18 protein-coding genes are annotated in these 15,812 nt (G+C 70.0%); 12 read left to right on the forward strand and 6 right to left on the reverse strand.

Features of this window, described 5'->3' with window-relative positions; genetic code table 11:
- Window positions 1-88 precede the first annotated feature (88 nt).
- From DJ021_RS02135 to DJ021_RS02145, 3 genes are all read left to right on the forward strand, one after another.
- A complete protein-coding gene (locus DJ021_RS02135) occupies window positions 89-889 on the forward strand; it encodes an MOSC domain-containing protein (protein WP_111455974.1) in 801 nt (266 codons plus the stop codon).
- Window positions 880-1,749 (forward strand): peptide chain release factor N(5)-glutamine methyltransferase, encoded by an 870-nt coding sequence (gene prmC, locus DJ021_RS02140; protein WP_111455975.1) that lies wholly within the window; start codon window positions 880-882, stop codon window positions 1,747-1,749. The genes DJ021_RS02135 and prmC overlap by 10 nt, the downstream gene beginning before the upstream one ends.
- 272 nt (window positions 1,750-2,021) lie before the next feature.
- Complete coding sequence (locus DJ021_RS02145; RefSeq protein WP_424443723.1) at window positions 2,022-3,041, forward strand: DUF4167 domain-containing protein; 1,020 nt, start codon at window positions 2,022-2,024, stop codon at window positions 3,039-3,041.
- 276 nt (window positions 3,042-3,317) lie between these two features.
- Here the strand turns inward: DJ021_RS02145 and DJ021_RS02150 are convergent, their stop codons facing one another.
- A complete protein-coding gene (locus tag DJ021_RS02150) occupies window positions 3,318-5,426 on the reverse strand; it encodes a TonB-dependent receptor (protein WP_111455977.1) in 2,109 nt (702 codons plus the stop codon).
- A 138-nt stretch (window positions 5,427-5,564) separates the two neighbouring features.
- On the opposite strand from DJ021_RS02150, the gene DJ021_RS02155 reads away from it, so the two are divergent.
- Window positions 5,565-6,047 (forward strand): Fur family transcriptional regulator, encoded by a 483-nt coding sequence (locus DJ021_RS02155; protein ID WP_111455978.1) that lies wholly within the window; start codon window positions 5,565-5,567, stop codon window positions 6,045-6,047.
- A 35-nt stretch (window positions 6,048-6,082) separates the two neighbouring features.
- The gene (locus DJ021_RS02160) at window positions 6,083-6,724 is read left to right on the forward strand and encodes a glutathione S-transferase family protein (protein WP_111455979.1); all 642 of its coding nucleotides are present in this window, start codon (window positions 6,083-6,085) and stop codon (window positions 6,722-6,724) included.
- 61 nt (window positions 6,725-6,785) lie between these two features.
- Here DJ021_RS02160 and DJ021_RS02165 read toward each other — a convergent pair whose 3' ends face one another.
- The gene (locus DJ021_RS02165; protein ID WP_111455980.1) at window positions 6,786-7,316 is read right to left on the reverse strand and encodes a dihydrofolate reductase family protein; all 531 of its coding nucleotides are present in this window, start codon (window positions 7,314-7,316) and stop codon (window positions 6,786-6,788) included.
- A gap of 103 nt (window positions 7,317-7,419) precedes the next feature.
- Here DJ021_RS02165 and DJ021_RS02170 point away from each other — a divergent pair, with 103 nt between their 5' ends.
- Window positions 7,420-7,890: a 5' nucleotidase, NT5C type gene (locus DJ021_RS02170; protein WP_111455981.1), complete on the forward strand. Its 471-nt coding sequence runs from the start codon at window positions 7,420-7,422 to the stop codon at window positions 7,888-7,890.
- Window positions 7,891-7,894: 4 nt separating this feature from the next.
- On the opposite strand, the gene DJ021_RS19255 is transcribed toward DJ021_RS02170, so the two are convergent.
- Window positions 7,895-8,878 (reverse strand): RcnB family protein, encoded by a 984-nt coding sequence (locus tag DJ021_RS19255; protein WP_111455982.1) that lies wholly within the window; start codon window positions 8,876-8,878, stop codon window positions 7,895-7,897.
- Between the two features lie 140 nt (window positions 8,879-9,018).
- On the opposite strand from DJ021_RS19255, the gene DJ021_RS02180 reads away from it, so the two are divergent.
- The 6 genes from DJ021_RS02180 (at window position 9,019) to DJ021_RS02205 (ending at window position 13,966) form a co-directional block, all read left to right on the forward strand.
- Window positions 9,019-9,561, forward strand: a complete 543-nt coding sequence (locus tag DJ021_RS02180) for a DUF924 family protein (protein ID WP_111455983.1) — start codon at window positions 9,019-9,021, stop codon at window positions 9,559-9,561.
- A gap of 80 nt (window positions 9,562-9,641) precedes the next feature.
- On the forward strand, window positions 9,642-10,487 hold the full coding sequence (locus DJ021_RS02185; RefSeq protein ID WP_111455984.1) for a thymidylate synthase: 846 nt from the start codon (window positions 9,642-9,644) through the stop codon (window positions 10,485-10,487).
- 129 nt (window positions 10,488-10,616) lie between these two features.
- Window positions 10,617-11,135, forward strand: a complete 519-nt coding sequence (locus DJ021_RS02190) for a dihydrofolate reductase (RefSeq protein ID WP_111455985.1) — start codon at window positions 10,617-10,619, stop codon at window positions 11,133-11,135.
- Between the two features lie 58 nt (window positions 11,136-11,193).
- A complete protein-coding gene (locus tag DJ021_RS02195; protein WP_111455986.1) occupies window positions 11,194-12,105 on the forward strand; it encodes an SMP-30/gluconolactonase/LRE family protein in 912 nt (303 codons plus the stop codon).
- 79 nt (window positions 12,106-12,184) lie between these two features.
- A complete protein-coding gene (locus DJ021_RS02200) occupies window positions 12,185-13,453 on the forward strand; it encodes a cytochrome P450 (protein WP_111455987.1) in 1,269 nt (422 codons plus the stop codon).
- A 72-nt stretch (window positions 13,454-13,525) separates the two neighbouring features.
- Complete coding sequence (locus DJ021_RS02205; protein WP_111455988.1) at window positions 13,526-13,966, forward strand: CHRD domain-containing protein; 441 nt, start codon at window positions 13,526-13,528, stop codon at window positions 13,964-13,966.
- Window positions 13,967-14,275: 309 nt separating this feature from the next.
- On the opposite strand, the gene DJ021_RS02210 is transcribed toward DJ021_RS02205, so the two are convergent.
- From DJ021_RS02210 to DJ021_RS02220, 3 genes are all read right to left on the reverse strand, one after another.
- Entirely contained in the window at window positions 14,276-14,566 is a 291-nt protein-coding gene (locus DJ021_RS02210; RefSeq protein WP_111455989.1) for a putative quinol monooxygenase, read from the reverse strand.
- Between the two features lie 79 nt (window positions 14,567-14,645).
- On the reverse strand, window positions 14,646-14,933 hold the full coding sequence (locus tag DJ021_RS02215) for a hypothetical protein (RefSeq protein WP_111455990.1): 288 nt from the start codon (window positions 14,931-14,933) through the stop codon (window positions 14,646-14,648).
- A 115-nt stretch (window positions 14,934-15,048) separates the two neighbouring features.
- Window positions 15,049-15,744, reverse strand: coding sequence for a J domain-containing protein (locus DJ021_RS02220; protein WP_111455991.1), 696 nt, complete (start codon window positions 15,742-15,744; stop codon window positions 15,049-15,051).
- Between the last annotated feature and the right edge of the window lie 68 nt (window positions 15,745-15,812).

The raw sequence follows: 15,812 nt of genomic DNA on the forward strand, positions 1-15,812 counted from the left end.
TGATCCGGGGGACCCATCCCAAGGTCGATATGGAGGCGCGACCCTGCGGCGCTTGTCCCCCACCGGCATCAGCCGCTAGACGCCATCCATGACCGGCCACGTCAGCGCCATCTTCCGCCATCCGGTGAAGGGCTTCACGCCCGAGCCGCTGACCCACGTCGACCTGGCGCCCCGCGAGGGCTTTCCCTTCGACCGGCTGTGGGCGGTGGAGAACGGCCCCAGCGGCTTCGATCCGGCCGCGCCGGTGTTCATTCCCAAGCAGAAGTTCACCGTGCTCGCCAGCCTGCCGCGGGTGGCCGCCGCCCGCACCCGCTACGACGAGGCGTCTGGCGTCCTGCATGCGGCCGCCGAGGGCCTGCCGAGCTTCGCCGGCGCCCTGGACACCGCCGAAGGCCGCGACGGCCTGGCCGCCTGGCTGACGACGCTGCTCGGCGACGAGCTGCGGGGGCCGCTGAAGGTGGTCGAGGCGCCCGCCGCCCACCGCTTCACCGACCATCCGCAGGGCCAGGTCTCGGTGGTCAACCTGGCCAGCGTCCGCGATCTCGGCCGGCGGATGGGCGTCGAGCTCGACCCCCTGAGGTTCCGCGCCAACCTCTATGTGGACGGCTGGCCGGCCTGGGCGGAGCAGGACTGGACCGGCCGGGCGTTGATGCTGGGCTGGGCGCAGGCCCGGGTGTTCAAGCCGATCGTGCGCTGCGCGGCGACCCATGTGGACCCGCTGACCGCCATGCGCGACCTGGATGTCACCCGCGCCCTGTTCGACAATTTCGGCCACATGAACTGTGGCCTCTACCTGCACATCACCGCCGCCGGCCGGATCAGCCGCGGCGACGCCTGCACCGCGCCGGCGGTGACGCCGACCCCCGAGGAGGACGCCGAATGGGCCTGACGCTGGTGAAGGCCTGGACGGGCGCCAAGCAGCGCCTGCAGGCGGCGGGGCTGGCCGGCCCGGTGATCGACGCGCGCCTGCTGGTGGAGGCGGCGGCCGAGGCCACCCGCGTCGACATCGTCACCGATCCGCACCGCGCCCTGACGCCGGCGCAGGAGGCGACGCTGGAGGACTATCTGGCCCGCCGCGAACGCCGCGAACCGGTCAGCCACATCCTCGGCCGCAAGGGCTTCTGGAAGATCATGCTGTCGGTCACCCCCGACGTGCTGACGCCCCGGCCCGACACCGAGACCGTGGTGGAGTTCGCGCTGCGCGACTTCCCGGAGCAGGCCGCCTGGTCGATCCTCGATCTCGGCGTCGGCTCCGGCGCGATCCTGCTGGCGCTGCTGGCCGACCGGCCGGCGGCCCGGGGCCTGGGCGTGGACGTCTCCGAGGAGGCGCTGGCGGTGGCGCGCGAGAACGCCGCCAACCTCGGCCTCGCCGGCCGCGTCGCCCTGCTGCGCGGCGACTGGGCCGCCGGCCTGGGCGACGCCACCTTCGACCTGGTGGTCTCCAATCCGCCCTACATCGCCAGCCACGTGATCGAGGAGCTGGAGCCGGAGGTCCGCGACCACGAGCCCCGCCTGGCGCTGGAGGGCGGGGCCGACGGCCTCGACGCCTATCGGGCGCTCGCGCCGCAGATCCTGCGGGTGCTGAAGCCCGGTGGCCGCTTCGCCGTGGAGATCGGCTACGACCAGAAGGACGCCGTCGAGGCCCTGTTCCGGCAGGCCGGCGCCCGCGACGTCCAGACCATCCGCGACCTGGGCGATCGGGACCGGGTTGTCGCGGGTTCGAAAAACCCCTTGGAAACGCGCCCTTGAGTCGTTACATCAGTCCCTGTCTCCACCCAATTCGCCGGCTTCAGGTAGACGCGCCCCATAAGGACGCCCGCCAGAGCCGGCCGGCGCGACGCTTCACATAAAGGCCTCTCGCTGAAGAGCTTCCGGGCGGAAGACTGGGAACACTTAGCGTCTTCAACAATCCAGCCGGGCCAGTCTCCCGAACCCGCTGAACGCTAGCGCACCGCGACCTGACCCAAGGTCCGCTCAAGGAAGAGCCGAACGGTTATCGAATAATGAGAGATTTCAAAGGCATGAAGCGTCAGCGCGGCCGCAATCGCGGCGGTGGCGGCGGAAGTGGCGGCGGCGGTGGCGGCAAGCCGCAGCAGCAGAACGCCAACCGGGCGTTCGACTCCAACGGGCCCGAGGGCGTGAAAGTGCGCGGCAACGCCCAGCACGTCTTCGAGAAGTACCAGCAGCTGGCGCGTGACGCCGGCGCGGCCGGCGACCGGGTGCTGGCCGAGAACTACCTGCAGCACGCCGAGCACTATTTCCGCCTGCTGCGCGCCATGCAGCCGCAGCGTCCGGCCAGCGAGATCCTCGGCCGCGACCACTTCTCCTCCGGCTTCGACATCGACTTCGAGGACGAGGGCGTCCAGGCCCAGGCCGAAGCCGCCGACGAGGCCGCCGCCGAAGCCGGCGACCAGCCCGACGGCGAAGCCCGCTGGCAGGGCCAGGGCGAGCGTCAGCGCGACGACCGCCCCCGTGACGATCGCCCGCGCGATGATCGCCCCCGCGACGACCGCCCACGTGACGGTCAACGCGACGACCGCGGCCGCGACGACCGGCCCCGCGGCGACCGCTTCGAATCCCGCGACGGCGCGCCGCGCGAAGGCGGCCAGGGCGGCCGCCGCGACCGCTGGCGCGACCGCGACGACCGGCCCCGTGACGGCGCACAACGTGACGGCGGCCAACGTGACGACCGTCCGCGCGACGAGCGTCCCCGTGACGAGCGTCCCCGTGAGGATCGCGCCCCGCGTGAGGACCGCCCGCAGCGCGCCGACCGGCAGGACCGCGCCGAGCGTGATCCGCTGGCGGTGGTCGAGCCCCAGGCCCAGCCGCTGGTGACCCCCGAACAACGCCCCTCGCCCGTGCTGCGCGATTCCGAGGGCGGCGAAAGCCACGCCCCGGCCTTCCTGCAGACCTCCACCGCGCCGCGTCCCGACGCCGGCGACGAGGAGGCCCCGGCCCGCAAGCCCCGCCGCCGCCGCGCCCCGCGCAGCTTCGACGGCGGCGAAGGCGCCCCGCCCGCCAGCGAGACCGAAGAAGCCTGAGGCTCCTCGGACCCCGAACACCGAAAAGCCCGCGGATCGCTCCGCGGGCTTTTTTGTTGTTCCTCCCCCCCTGGGGAGGGGGTCGGCGCCGACCCCGGAGGACCCCCTCAGTCGGCTTCGCCGACGGCTCCCCCAAGGGGGAGCAACCCGGTGCTGCCAAGTTCCTCCCCCCTGGGGGAGGGGGACCGCGAAGCGGTGGAGGGGAGCAGCGTCGACCCCGGAGGACCCCCTCAGTCGGCTTCGCCGACAGCCCCCCAAGGGGGGAGCAACTGCGGCCTAGAAAGCCTTGCTCACGCCGACGAACACCCCGCGCCGGGCGCCGTACTGCGGCGCGCCCACGCCGACGCCGGAGCCGTCGCGGATGCCGTATTTCTCGTCGAAGGCGTTGATCACGTCGGCGCGCACGGTCAGCGGACCGCCGGGCAGGCCCTGGACTTCCTGCGACACGCCGAAGTTGACCTGGGTGTAGGCCGGCATCGTGTCGCCGTTCGGCACGGCGCCGGTGGTGCGGCGCAGGCCGGAGCCATAGATCACGTCCGTCGAGACCCGCGTGCCGGTCTCGAACCGGTACGAGGCGCCGGCCGAGACCGTGTAGGTCTGGTCGTGGTCCAGGTAGATGAAGTGGTTCTGGATATAGGCGAGGTCCGCCGGATCGAAGTTGAACTGGCTGGAGACGATGTTCTTCCCCTTCGCCTGGGCGATCGCCAGGTTGGCGTAGGTCGACAGCGGCCCCTTGGCGTAGCTGGCGCTGAACTCCACGCCCTTGGCGTAGCCCTCGGCGTAGTTGAACGGCGTCAGGATGATCGGCGCGCCGAACTGGCCCTCGTCGATCAGGTTCTTGGCCTTCTTGTAATAGGCGTCGACGCCCAGCGTCAGGCCGCCGATCTTCTGCTCCACGCCCAGGTCGAAATAGTTGTCGCGCTCCGAGCGGGGGGTGTCGTTCTGCGTGCCCGGCGCCTCGGCGGTGGTGCCGACGAACTTCGCCACCGACTCGCTGGCCACCAGCTCGAACGGCGGCGGCGTGAAGTAGCGGGCGTAGCCGCCGTGCACCGTCAGGCCTTCAGCCGGCGTCCAGACCAGGTTCGCCCGCGGGCTCAGCTGGTTCTCCCGACGGAAGGCGGCCAGCTGGTCGAACCGGAGGCCGTAGTTCAGCGTCAGGCTGTCGAGGATCTTCCACTCGTCCTGCAGATAGGCCGAATAGGTCCAGGCCGTGGCCTTGCTGTTGTCGACGATGGTGACCGGGATGTCGGAGGTCTGGGCGCCGCCGGCGTCCACCGTGAACACCTGGGAATTGGTGTTGCTGGTGGTGCGGTCGGTGGAGACGATCAGGCCGCCGCGCAGGGTGTGGGCGTCGTTGAGGTTGTAGACCCCCTCGAGCTGGGTCCCCATCGACAGGTCGGTCTTCTTGGCGGCCTGGGCGATGCCGTTGAACAGGAGCTCGCCGGCCACGTCCGGCCGGTAGCTCAGCTCCGAATAGCGCGTGAAGAACGAGGCCTGGCCGGTGAACTTGTCGGCGGTCTTCAGGTAGGTGACGATGCCGTAGCTCGTCCCCTCGCGCTGGTTCTGGTTCAGGTTCTCCGAGGCGAAGTTGGTCTGGCCGCGAAGGCTCAGGCCGAGGTCCGGCTGCAGCCCGCCGACGTTGGGGATCTGGAACGTCTGCTGCGAGGTCCCGGCGATCAGCGAGATCCGGCTGGAGTCGTCGATGATGTGGTCGAAGTAGCCGAACGCCTGGAACTGGTCGGAGTGGTCGTGCAGCGGCGTCGCCCGGCCGTCAGGGCTTTCGATGCCCACGTCGGTGCCGGTGTAGCTCAGCGAGCCGAAGGCGCTGGATTGGCCCCAGGAGCCACCGTACTCGACGCTCGGCGTGATCACGCCGTGGCTGCCGCCGTAGACCGAGGCCACGCCGCCGTTCTGGAAGCCGCTCTTGGTAGTGATGTTGATGATCCCGGCGGTGCGCAGGCCGTACTGGGCCGGCAGGGCGCCGGTCACCAGCTGGATGTTCGAGGCCAGCCGCGGCGACAGGGTCTGGCCGAACACCGCCAGGCCCTCGGGCAGGATGACGTTGTTCAGGCGGTACTGGATGTTGCCGTGGTCACCGCGCACGTGCAGCTGGCCGAAGCTGTCCTGCGCCACGCCCGGCGCCTGCAGCACCACCTGGTTCAGCTGGGTGTTGGCCCCGCCCGGCAGGTTGGTGATGAAGGCCTCGGGCATCGAGTAGCTGGTGGCCCCCAGCGCCGGCTCGATCGCCGAACGGGCGGCGTCCAGGCGCTGGGCGGTGACCACCACCTCGGACACTTCGCCGGACGCGACGGCCTGGGCCGAGGCCGAGGAGGCGACCAGGGCGCCGGCGCCAACGGCGGCCAGCAGGAGCAGCTTATGCGACATCTATCCCTCTCAGGGCCCTTGAATTCGGCCGACGGTGTTATGAGATAACATAGCTGTTATGAAATAACATAACGTGCAGTCAAGATCGTTGTGGCCAAGACGGTTGCGGCGGAACGACAAGGCGAGTTAGCTGAAGACATGGGCGCCGAATGCCACCACGAGGACGGAATCCACCCAGGTCTGCGGGGCCACGCGCTTCGGCGCGCCCTCGGCCTGGCGGAGTCCAAGTGCGCCGAGACCCAGGAACGGCTGACCCCGCCCCGCCGGCGCGTGCTGGAGCTGCTGCTGGAGTCCCACGGGCCGCTGAAGGCCTATGACCTGATCGCCGCCTTCGGCGCGGCCGGCGAGCCGGCCAAGCCGCCGACCGTCTATCGCGCCCTGGAGTTCCTGGAGCGCCTGGGATTCGCTCACCGGATCGAGAGCCTCAACGCCTATGTCCCCTGCCGGCTCGACGCCGAAGGACACAGCGCGGCCTTCCTGATCTGCGACTGCTGCGGGGCCGCCGAGGAGTTCGAGCCGGACTTCGCCCCCCAACTCGCCGCCGCCCAGGCCGCCGGCTACGCGGTCCGCGCCGTCACCCTGGAAGCCCGCGGCCGCTGCCCCGCCTGCCGCGAGGCCTAGCTCCTCCGGGCCGCCCCCCTCCTTGAGGACGCCGAATGAACGACCTGATCCTCACCACCTTCGACTGGGTTCCCGAGATGCCTCGGGGCTTTGTGCGTGACATCCGCGTGCGTTGGGCGCTGGAGGAGGCCGGGCTGGCCTACCGCGTCGAGAGCGTGCCGTTCGGCGATCGGAACGCCGGACACTTCGCGCACCAACCCTTTGGTCAGGTGCCGTGGCTGACCGATGGCGACCTCTCGATCTTCGAGAGCGGCGCGATCCTGCTGCACCTCGGCGAGCGTAGCGATGCGCTGTTGCCGGCCGATCCGCGCGGTCGCAGCGACGCCAAGGAATGGCTGTTCGCGGCCCTGAATTCCGTTGAGATGGCGAGCCTGCCCTGGGCCCTGTTGGCGTTCTCGGGGGAGCGCGAGGATACCGCGGCCTGGAAGCTTTTGGACGGATTCCTCAAGGTTCACCGACTCCAGCATATGGAGCCGGTCCTGGCGGGACGCGAATGGCTCGCCCAGAGCTTCTCCATCGCCGACATCCTCATGGCCGACGTGCTTCGCCTTGTTGATCGGTTCGACGGGCTAACGAAATATCCCGCTTGTCGCGACTATGTGGCGCGCGCCACGGCCCGACCGGCCTTCGCGAAGGCTTACGCAGATCAGATGGCGCATTTTGCGGCGGCGGACTAAGACGACCGGCGCGCCCTTCGGACCTGACACCTCGGCGCGATCCGTCGGGCGAATTGCCTGATCAGGCAGGAACGTATGTGAGCCTGATCGCGTCCTCGCCGATCAGGTCGTTGGCCACGAGGCGGAGCGGCGGCCGGGGACCGGCGAAGAAGGGCTTGCCGTGGCCGAGCACGACGGGGCGGATGTAGAGTCGATATTCATCGATGAGACCAAGATCGGTCAGGCTTCGCGCCAGGTCCGGGCCGCCAACCTGAATCTCGCCGGCGAGCTCCGCCTTCAGCCCGCGCACCACCGCCTCGACGTCATCCCCGACAAGTGTGGCGTTGGGGCCGACGGACTTCAACGAGCGCGACACGACCCATTTCGGTTGGCGCCGCCACGCCGCCGCGAAGTCACGTTCCGCCGCGTCCCACTCGGGATCGTCTTCGTCCCAGTAGCGCATGACCTCGTACAAGCGGCGGCCGTACAGACTGCCGGTCAGCCCGCCCACCTCCTCGCAGAAGTGACGAAAGAGGGCCGGACCGGGCGCGAATCTGTCGTGGTCGACGTAGCCGTCCAGGGACTGGTTCAAGCCGAAGAAGAGCTTCGCCATGCTGCAATGTCTCCACCCTGGACGCTTCAGAATAGCCTTAGCCGCGGTTATGCAGAAGTGAGCGATCACGAACTCATATGGAGCGAAGACGTTCGCCGCACCTATGCGCAAACAGATCTATCTCGACTGCGACGGCGTGCTCGCCGACTTCGACAAGGCCGCCGAGCAGGTGCTGGGCCTGCCGCCCCGGGCGTTCGAGAAGCGCCACGGGCTCGCCCTGTTCTGGACACGGCTGGCCGGCGCGGACGGCTTCTTCGAGAGCCTCGACCCGCTCCCCGACGCCTTCGAGCTCTACGGGGCGGTGCGGCATCGGGACCCGATCATCCTGACCGGCCTGCCGCGCGGCGCCTGGGCCGAGCCGCAGAAGCGCCGGTGGGCGGAGCGCCACTTCCCCGGCGTGCCGGTGATCACCACCGCCGCCGCCCTGAAGCGCGAGCACTGCCATCCCGGCGACGCCCTGGTCGACGACCGCGCCAGGTTCCGCCACCTCTGGGAGGCCGAGGGCGGCGTCTTCGTCCATCACAAGAACGCCCGGAGCTCCATCGCGGAACTCCGGGCGAAAGGCTATCTCTAGGCGCCTACCAGAACAGGTTGCGGACCACCTGGACGACCTGGCCGCCGTATTCGTCGATCAGCAGGACGTCGGAGCCCACGCGCACCCAGGCGTAGCCAGGAGGCGGCTCCGGCAGGCCGTAGTTCCACCAGTCCATCAGCCGGTACTGGTCGCCGTACCAGCCGCGCGGGAGGATGTCCCCGTAGCTCCAGCTGCGGGCGTAGAAGCCGTAGGGCGCCTGGTAGAAGCCGCCGCGGTAGCGCTGCGGGCTGCGATAGACCGACGGGTAGCTCCGCCGGTCCCAGCGCGGCTGGCCGTGGTCGCCGCCCTGCCGCCAGCCCGACCGGTCGCCGCGGTCGTCGCCCCGATCCTGGTAACCCCGGCCCTGGTATCCGCGCCCTTGGTCGCCCCGGCTCTGGTCGCCCCGGCCCTGGTCGCCGCGGCGCGGATCGCCCGTCCAGCCCTGGCGGTCGCCGCGGCGGTCCTGGCCGCCCCACGTCTGCTGCGGTTGGCCCTCGCCGCCGGGACGCCCGCCGTTCCATTGCGGGCGCTCCGGGCCGGTCCCGGGCTGACGCGCCTGGCCCTCGCCGCCCTGACGGAAGCCGGCGCCGTTCCACTGGCCCCGGCCCGGCTGCCGCCCGTCCTGTTGGGCGCCCGGCTGTTGGCCGCCCGGCTGTGGCCGGTCCGGCTGTGGCCGGTCCTGGCCATTCCATTGCGGACGGGCCTGGCCCTCGGCGCCGGGCCGGCCGCCGGTCCACGCCTGTCCGTCGCCGCGGCCGCGGCCCTGCCAGTTGCGCTCGCCGCCGCCCTGCGGCGCGGCGGTCACCGGCGGCGGCGCGCCTTGCTGCGCCGGGTTGGCGTGCTGGCCGCCCTGCCCCGCTTCGCGGCCGCGATCTCCGCGCTCGCTTCGGGCGTCGCGACCGCCGCCCCGGTCCTGCTCCTGCGCCAGCGCAGCGTGGCCGGCCGCGGCCGCCAGCAGCAGGCTGAGCGCTATGATCCTGGTCTTCATCGATCGTCTCCTGGCCGCCCACGCGGCCTCGGGGAATGCCCCTTTACCCCGACATATGGGTCTTGGCGCCTGAACCGCGCTTGAACGGCGGACGGCGCAGCGCGACCTTGCGGTCCCGACGAGTCGAGAGGCCTTCAGGCGTGGCGGCGCATCCCAACGACATCCTCGCCTTCTGGCGCCAGGCCGGCCCGGAAAAGTGGTTCAAGCACAAGCGCGCCTTCGACGAGGCGATCCGGCTGAAGTTCGAACCGGTGCACCACGCCGCCGCGCGCGGCGAGTACGACGGCTGGCTGGACACCGCCGACGGGGCGCTGGCCCTGCTGGTCCTGCTCGACCAGTTCCCACGCAATCTCTACCGCAACTCCGCCCACGCCTTCGCCACCGACCCCAAGGCCCGCAGCATCGCCCGCGCCGCGGTCGAGGCCGGCTACGATACCGCCGTCGAGCCGGTCCTGCGCCACTTCTTCTACCTGCCGTTCGAGCATTCCGAGGACCTGGCCGACCAGGACTTCGGCCTGGCGCTGTGCGCCGAGGCCGGCGACGGCGAGAACCTGAAGTGGGCGAAGATCCACCGCGACATCATCGCCCGCTTCGGCCGTTTCCCTCATCGCAACCGCGCGCTAGGACGGGCGACGACTCCCGACGAGCAGGCGTTTCTTGACGAGGGCGGGTTCGCGGGCTGAGGCTGTTAGCAACCTGCAATCTCGACTCTGCGGACGGTGCGAATCAGGACCGAATCACCCGGTTATCCGAGGTCTCGCCCATGAACGCTCAGGTCGCCTTCGTCCCGCGCTATGAAGCCGCCGCCGACCATCCCGAGCGGCAGTACCTGAACCTGCTCGCCGACATCCTCGACAACGGCGTGCAGCGCGGCGACCGCACCGGCACCGGCACGCTCGGCGTCTTCGGCCGGCAGATGCGCTTCGACCTGGCGCAGGGCTTTCCCCTGCTGACCACCAAGAAGCTGCACCGCAAGTCGATCATCCTGGAGCTGCTGTGGTTCCTGCGCGGCGACACCAACGTCCGCTGGCTGCAGGAGCGCGGCGTCTCGATCTGGAACGAGTGGGCCGACGACGCCGGCGAGCTCGGCCCGGTCTACGGCAAGCAGTGGCGCTCCTGGACCGCGCCGGACGGCCGGGTGATCGACCAGATCGCCGCCGTGGTCGAGGGCCTGAAGGCCAACCCCAACAGCCGCCGCCACATCGTCTCGGCCTGGAACCCGGCCGAGGTCGAGGACATGGCCCTGCCGCCCTGCCACTGCCTGTTCCAGTTCTTCGTGGCGGATAGAAAGCTTTCCTGCCAGCTCTACCAGCGCTCGGCCGACGTCTTCCTGGGCGTGCCGTTCAACATCGCCAGCTACGCCCTGCTGACCCTGATGGTGGCCAAGGTCACCGGCCTGGAGCCCGGCGAGTTCGTCCACACCCTGGGCGACGCCCACCTCTACCTGAACCACCTCGACCAGGCCCGCCTGCAGCTCTCCCGCGAGCCGCTGCCGCTGCCGGCGATGCGCATCGCCGACAAGACCGACCTGTTCGGCTTCGACTACGAGGACTTCACGCTGGACGGCTACCGCGCCCATCCGTCCATCGCCGCGCCCATCGCGGTCTAGCCATTCCGTTGCTCCCCCGTCGGGGGAGCTGTCGGCGCAGCCGACTGAGGGGGTCCTCCGAGGTCGGCGCTGACTCGCCCCGACAAGCCGGGCGATGACGCGCGGCGCCTGGCGCGCTAGATGCAACCCATGCCCTCAGCCATCCTCACCGCCGGTCCCATCGCGCGCGCCCGCAACGGCGTCATCGGCCGGGACGGCGACCTGCCGTGGCGGCTGAAGACCGACCTCGCCAACTTCCGCGCCGTGACCATGGGCAAGCCGGTGATCATGGGCCGCAAGACCTGGGAGAGCCTGCCCAAGCGCCCGCTGGTCGGCCGCACCAACATCGTGCTCTCCCGCGACGGCTCCTTCGAGCCGCACGGCGCCGTGGTCTGCGAGGAGTTCGGCGAGGCGGTGTCCATCGGCCGCGAGCAGGCCGAGGAGGACGGCCAGTCGGAGGTCTGCGTGATCGGCGGGGTGTCGCTGTTCGAGCTCGCCCTGCCCAAGGCCAAGCGCCTCTACCTGACCGATATCGACGCCGACATCGAGGGCGACGTGGTGCTGCCGCCGATCGACGAGAGCCGCTGGACCGAGGTCCGCCGCACCGCCTATCCGGCTTCCGACGACGACCAGTATCCCTTCACCATCCGGGTGCTGGAACGCCGCTGATCCTCGCCTATAGTCTTCCAAACGGCCGTTTGAGCCGCAGTATTGGGAGCGCAGACGCATGGACTACCAGCTGGTCGCCGAGGGCCTCGAGTTCCCCGAAGGCCCGATCGCCCTGGCCGACGGCTCGGTCGTCCTGACCGAGATCAAGGGCCAGCGGCTGACCCGCGTCGCCCCCGACGGCCGCAAGGAGATCCTGGTCGAGACCGGCGGCGGCCCGAACGGCGCGGCCATCGGCCCGGACGGCGCCATCTGGATCACCAACAACGGCGGCTCGTTCGAGTGGCTGGACACCCAGGGCCTGACCATCCCCGGCCCGACCCCCGCCAGCCATACCGGCGGCATGATCCAGCGCTACGACCTCGCCACCCGCGAGCTCACCACCGTCTACGAGGCCTGCGAGGGCCGCCGGCTGATCGGCCCCAACGACCTGGTGTTCGACCGGCAGGGCGGCTTCTGGTTCACCGACCACGGCTGCTCGACACCCGAGGGCCGCAAGTTCGGCGGCCTCTACTACGCCAAGACCGACGGCTCGATGATCAGCCGCCAGCGCGACCACCTGATCTCCCCCAACGGCGTCGGCCTGTCGCCGGACGAGAGCGTGGTCTACGCCGCCGACACCCAGCTCGGGCGCCTGTGGGCCTTCGACATCGCCCAGCCCGGCGTGCTGGCCCCGCCGCCCGGCTTCGCCCCCGGCCGCGTGGTGCACAACCTGGAAGGCTACCAGCTGCTCGACAGCCTGGCGGTGGAGGCCTCCGGCAAGGTCTGCGTGGCGACCATCATCAACGGCGGCATCACCGCCTTCGACCCCTCCGGCAGCGTCGAGCACTACCCGTTCCCGGACCTGGTCTGCACCAACATCTGCTTCGGCGGCGCGGACATGACCGACGCCTGGATCACCGCCTCGTCCACCGGCAAGCTCTACAAGGCCCGCTGGCCGCGCCCGGGCCTCAAACTCAACTTCAACGCCTGACCTTTCCCTCCGCGGCTTTCGGGATCATGCTCGCCTGAACGGCGGTCACCCAAGCCGCCGCGGAAGCGGAGGACCAGCCATGGACGACGGCTCCATCGACGTGAAGCGTGCGGCCCGCGAAGCCGCCTACGCCATGCCCCTCGACCAGATCGACCCGGGCGACCCGGAGCTCTTCCGCACCGACACCATGTGGCCCTACTTCGAGCGCCTGCGCGCCGAGGACCCGGTGCACTGGGCGGTCTCGCCCGAGCCGGACGTCGGCGGCTACTGGTCGGTCACCAAGTACAACGACATCATGGCGGTCGACACCAACCACGAGGTCTTCTCCTCCGACCCGACCATCGTGCTGCCGGACCCGAAGGAGGACTTCACCCTCCCGATGTTCATCGCCATGGACCCGCCCAAGCACGACGTGCAGCGCAAGACCGTCAGCCCGATCGTCGCCGGTCCCAACCTCGCCAAGCTCGAGCCGATCATCCGCGAGCGGGCCGGCGAGATCCTCGACACCTGCCCGATCGGCGAGGAGTTCGACTGGGTGGACAAGGTCTCCATCGAGCTCACCACCATGACGCTGGCGACCCTGTTCGACTTCCCGTGGGAGGACCGGCGCCTGCTCACCCGCTGGTCGGACATGGCCACCGCCGCCGAGGATTCGCCGCTGTTCGAGGGCGGCGGCGAGGAGCGCCGGCGCCAGGAGCTGTTCGGCTGCGTCGACTACTTCATGCGCCTGTGGAACGAGCGGGTGAACGAGCCGCCGAAGCCCGACCTGATCTCCATGCTCTGCCATGGCGAGGCGACGCGGGACATGGACCGCATGGAGTATCTCGGGAACCTGATCCTGCTGATCGTCGGCGGCAACGACACCACCCGCAACACCATCACCGGCTCGGTGCTGGCGCTGAACCAGAACCCCGACCAGTACCAGAAGCTCAAGGACTTCCCGGAACTGATCCCCTCGATGGTCTCGGAGACCATCCGCTGGCAGACGCCGCTGGCCTACATGCGCCGGCGCGCCACGCAGGACTTCGATCTCGGCGGCAAGACCATCCGCGCCGGCGACAAGGTGGCCATGTGGTACGTCTCCGGCAACCGCGACGAGGAGGTCATCGAGCGGCCGAACGACTACTGGATCGACCGCCCGCGGGTGCGCCAGCACCTCTCCTTCGGCTTCGGCATCCACCGCTGCGTCGGCAACCGCCTGGCCGAGCTGCAGCTGAAGATCATCTGGGAGGAGATCCTCAAGCGCTTCCCGACCATCGAGGTCACCGGCCAGCCGAAGCGGGTCTTCTCCTCCTTCGTGAAGGGCTACGAACACCTGCCGGTCGTGATCCCCACGCGGATCAACTGACGCGCGAGGATTGACGGCCCCGCTCGCCGGGCCTCAGATGCGCCCCTCAGCCGGGGGGTTGGAGGACTACAGATGCACGACGTCACCACACGCCTCGCCGGCGCCGCCCTGGCGCTCGGCCTGCTCGGCTTCGCCGCCGGTTCGGCCGCGGCCGCGGACAAGCCGCTGATGGCGATGATGAACGGGGCCAGCGAGAAGCCCGCCGCCGCCGATCCGGACGGCAGCGGCATGGCCACGGTCCGCCCCGATCCGGCCAAGGGCCAGGTCTGCTACGACATCAGCGTCAAGGACATCGCCGTCGCCACCATGGCCCACATCCACAAGGCCGGGCCGGACGCCGCGGGCCCCGTGGTCGTGCCGCTGAAGGCCCCCGGCGCCGACGGCAAGAGCAGCGGCTGCGCCACCGCCGACGCCGCGGTGATCAAGGACATCCAGGCCAACCCGGCCGGTTACTACGTCAACGTCCACAACGCCGAATTCCCCGCCGGCGCCATTCGCGGCCAGCTGAAGTAGCGGCGAGCCCTCGTCATCCTCCGGTCAGCCGAAGGCTGATCCGGGGGATCCAGCCCAAGGCCTGACTTCAGCGGCTGAACATGGACGTTGGGATGGGTCGCCCGGACAAGCCGGGCGATGACGACCTTGGAGTCGACCCCGCCCCCACCGGTCATCCCCGCGAAAGCGGGGACCCAGGCTTATTTGTTGTGGCGCGGCCCCGCCGGACGCAGCAGATCGCCGGCTTGGAAAACCCAAAACTCCTGGGTCCCCGCTTTCGCGGGGATGACCGGAAGTAGGCCCGGACCTCGTCGCGGAAGGCGAGGCCGGCTACCCCACGCCGTCGAGGTATTCGATCTCCGGCCGACCGCCGAGCACGGCGGCGAACTTCGGGCCCGCGGCCTTGAAATAGTCGGTGCCGCCGTGGTGGGTCAGGGCGTCCTGGTCCTTGTAGAGCTCCAGCACCTTGTAGGTGTTGGGCTCGGACCGGCTCTTGGTCAGCTGATAGGCGACGTTGCCCGCCTCATTGGCCCGCACCTGCTGGGCGAGCTCCGTGAAGAAGGCCTCGAACTCGGAGGCCTTGCCCTCCTGGATCCGCAGCGTCGCGATCACCCCGATCATTCCCGTCCTCCCAAAACACTTGTTTGAAAGGCGACGGTAGAGCGGGGCAGGCGGGGCGGCAAGCGCCCAGCTCAATGCGTCAGCTGCGCTCGTTCCAGCCGTAGGCCACCCAGTGGTGGCCGCCGAGGTGGCGGGCTTCGAGGACGTTGTCGCTGCGGCGGGCGCGGGCGGTGCGACGGGCCCGCATCGCCAGGCCGGCGAAGGCCAGCAGCGCGCTCGCCATAACGGCGATCACCGCGACGGTGGCGGCGAAGAACACCGCGAGCAGGGCGGCCACCACGACGGCGGCGGCGGTCGCAAGGGTCCCGGCGATCACAGCCAGGCTGCGAAGGGCGGATCCGTGCCGGGCGGCGAAGTCTTTCACCATGGCGTTCCTCTGGGCCCCATCACGTGGACTCGGGGCGTGGACCTAAACGAAATATGTCGTCTTCCGGGTTCCCGTCGTCAACCGATGAGAAGGGTTAACGGAACCATACATGCGTTTATGCCGCGCCTTGCAGCGCCAGTGCGCGCCGTTCGCGCATCACCGCGTCGAAGGCGGCGTTGATCGAAGCCGCCTTGGCCTCGGCGACCTCGATGAACTCGGCGGGCAGGCCGCGGGCGCGGGCGCGGTCCGGATGGGCCTCCGACAGCTGCGCCTTCCAGGCGGCGCGCAGGTCGGCGTCGGGGGCGTCGTGCGCCACGCCCAGCACGGTGTAGGGATCGTTGGCCTCGGCCCCCAGGTGGGTGGCCTTCACCCGGCGGAACACCAGCGGGCTCTGGCCGAACAGCTCCGACACCCGCTCCAGGTAGGCGAGCTCGTCGGCGGTCACCGCCCCGTCGGAGGTGGCCACGTAGAACAGACCGTCCAGCACGTCTTCCAACAGCTGCGGGCAATGCCGGTAGCGTTTCGACAGCCGCCGCGCATAGCTCTCGAAGCCGCGGGTGGTCTGGCGGGCCAGCTGATAGAGCCGGCGCACATTGCCCATGCTGGCGGGCTCGGGCTGGAAGACCTCGGCGAAGGTGTCGTACTCGTCGGCGTGGGCGCGGCCGTCGGCCTTCGCCAGTTTCGCCCCAAGCGCCGTCACAGCCGTGGAGAAGGCCGGGTCTTCGCCGGGCAGGCCGGGCGGGCACTCCGCGCATTCCGCCTCGTCGAGGTTGCGGACGGCGAGGCCAGCGATGTTGCGCCAGAAGCTCATGGGAGTAATCGGAAGCCTTAAGACTGTGGCGGCGGCGTGACAACAGCAGCCTTGGCCGGGAGACGTTA

The organism is Phenylobacterium hankyongense (assembly GCF_003254505.1).
Classification (GTDB): domain Bacteria; phylum Pseudomonadota; class Alphaproteobacteria; order Caulobacterales; family Caulobacteraceae; genus Phenylobacterium; species Phenylobacterium hankyongense.

Coding starts and splice junctions, on each gene's coding strand:
- DJ021_RS02135 (WP_111455974.1), top strand. CDS start 89: ATGACCGGCCACGTCAGCGCCATCTTCCGCCATCCGGTGAAGGGCTTC.
- prmC (WP_111455975.1), top strand. CDS start 880: ATGGGCCTGACGCTGGTGAAGGCCTGGACGGGCGCCAAGCAGCGCCTG.
- DJ021_RS02145 (WP_424443723.1), top strand. CDS start 2,022: ATGAAGCGTCAGCGCGGCCGCAATCGCGGCGGTGGCGGCGGAAGTGGC.
- DJ021_RS02150 (WP_111455977.1), bottom strand. CDS start 5,426: ATGTCGCATAAGCTGCTCCTGCTGGCCGCCGTTGGCGCCGGCGCCCTG.
- DJ021_RS02155 (WP_111455978.1), top strand. CDS start 5,565: ATGGGCGCCGAATGCCACCACGAGGACGGAATCCACCCAGGTCTGCGG.
- DJ021_RS02160 (WP_111455979.1), top strand. CDS start 6,083: ATGAACGACCTGATCCTCACCACCTTCGACTGGGTTCCCGAGATGCCT.
- DJ021_RS02165 (WP_111455980.1), bottom strand. CDS start 7,316: ATGGCGAAGCTCTTCTTCGGCTTGAACCAGTCCCTGGACGGCTACGTC.
- DJ021_RS02170 (WP_111455981.1), top strand. CDS start 7,420: ATGCGCAAACAGATCTATCTCGACTGCGACGGCGTGCTCGCCGACTTC.
- DJ021_RS19255 (WP_111455982.1), bottom strand. CDS start 8,878: ATGAAGACCAGGATCATAGCGCTCAGCCTGCTGCTGGCGGCCGCGGCC.
- DJ021_RS02185 (WP_111455984.1), top strand. CDS start 9,642: ATGAACGCTCAGGTCGCCTTCGTCCCGCGCTATGAAGCCGCCGCCGAC.
- DJ021_RS02190 (WP_111455985.1), top strand. CDS start 10,617: ATGCCCTCAGCCATCCTCACCGCCGGTCCCATCGCGCGCGCCCGCAAC.
- DJ021_RS02195 (WP_111455986.1), top strand. CDS start 11,194: ATGGACTACCAGCTGGTCGCCGAGGGCCTCGAGTTCCCCGAAGGCCCG.
- DJ021_RS02200 (WP_111455987.1), top strand. CDS start 12,185: ATGGACGACGGCTCCATCGACGTGAAGCGTGCGGCCCGCGAAGCCGCC.
- DJ021_RS02205 (WP_111455988.1), top strand. CDS start 13,526: ATGCACGACGTCACCACACGCCTCGCCGGCGCCGCCCTGGCGCTCGGC.
- DJ021_RS02210 (WP_111455989.1), bottom strand. CDS start 14,566: ATGATCGGGGTGATCGCGACGCTGCGGATCCAGGAGGGCAAGGCCTCC.
- DJ021_RS02215 (WP_111455990.1), bottom strand. CDS start 14,933: ATGGTGAAAGACTTCGCCGCCCGGCACGGATCCGCCCTTCGCAGCCTG.
- DJ021_RS02220 (WP_111455991.1), bottom strand. CDS start 15,744: ATGAGCTTCTGGCGCAACATCGCTGGCCTCGCCGTCCGCAACCTCGAC.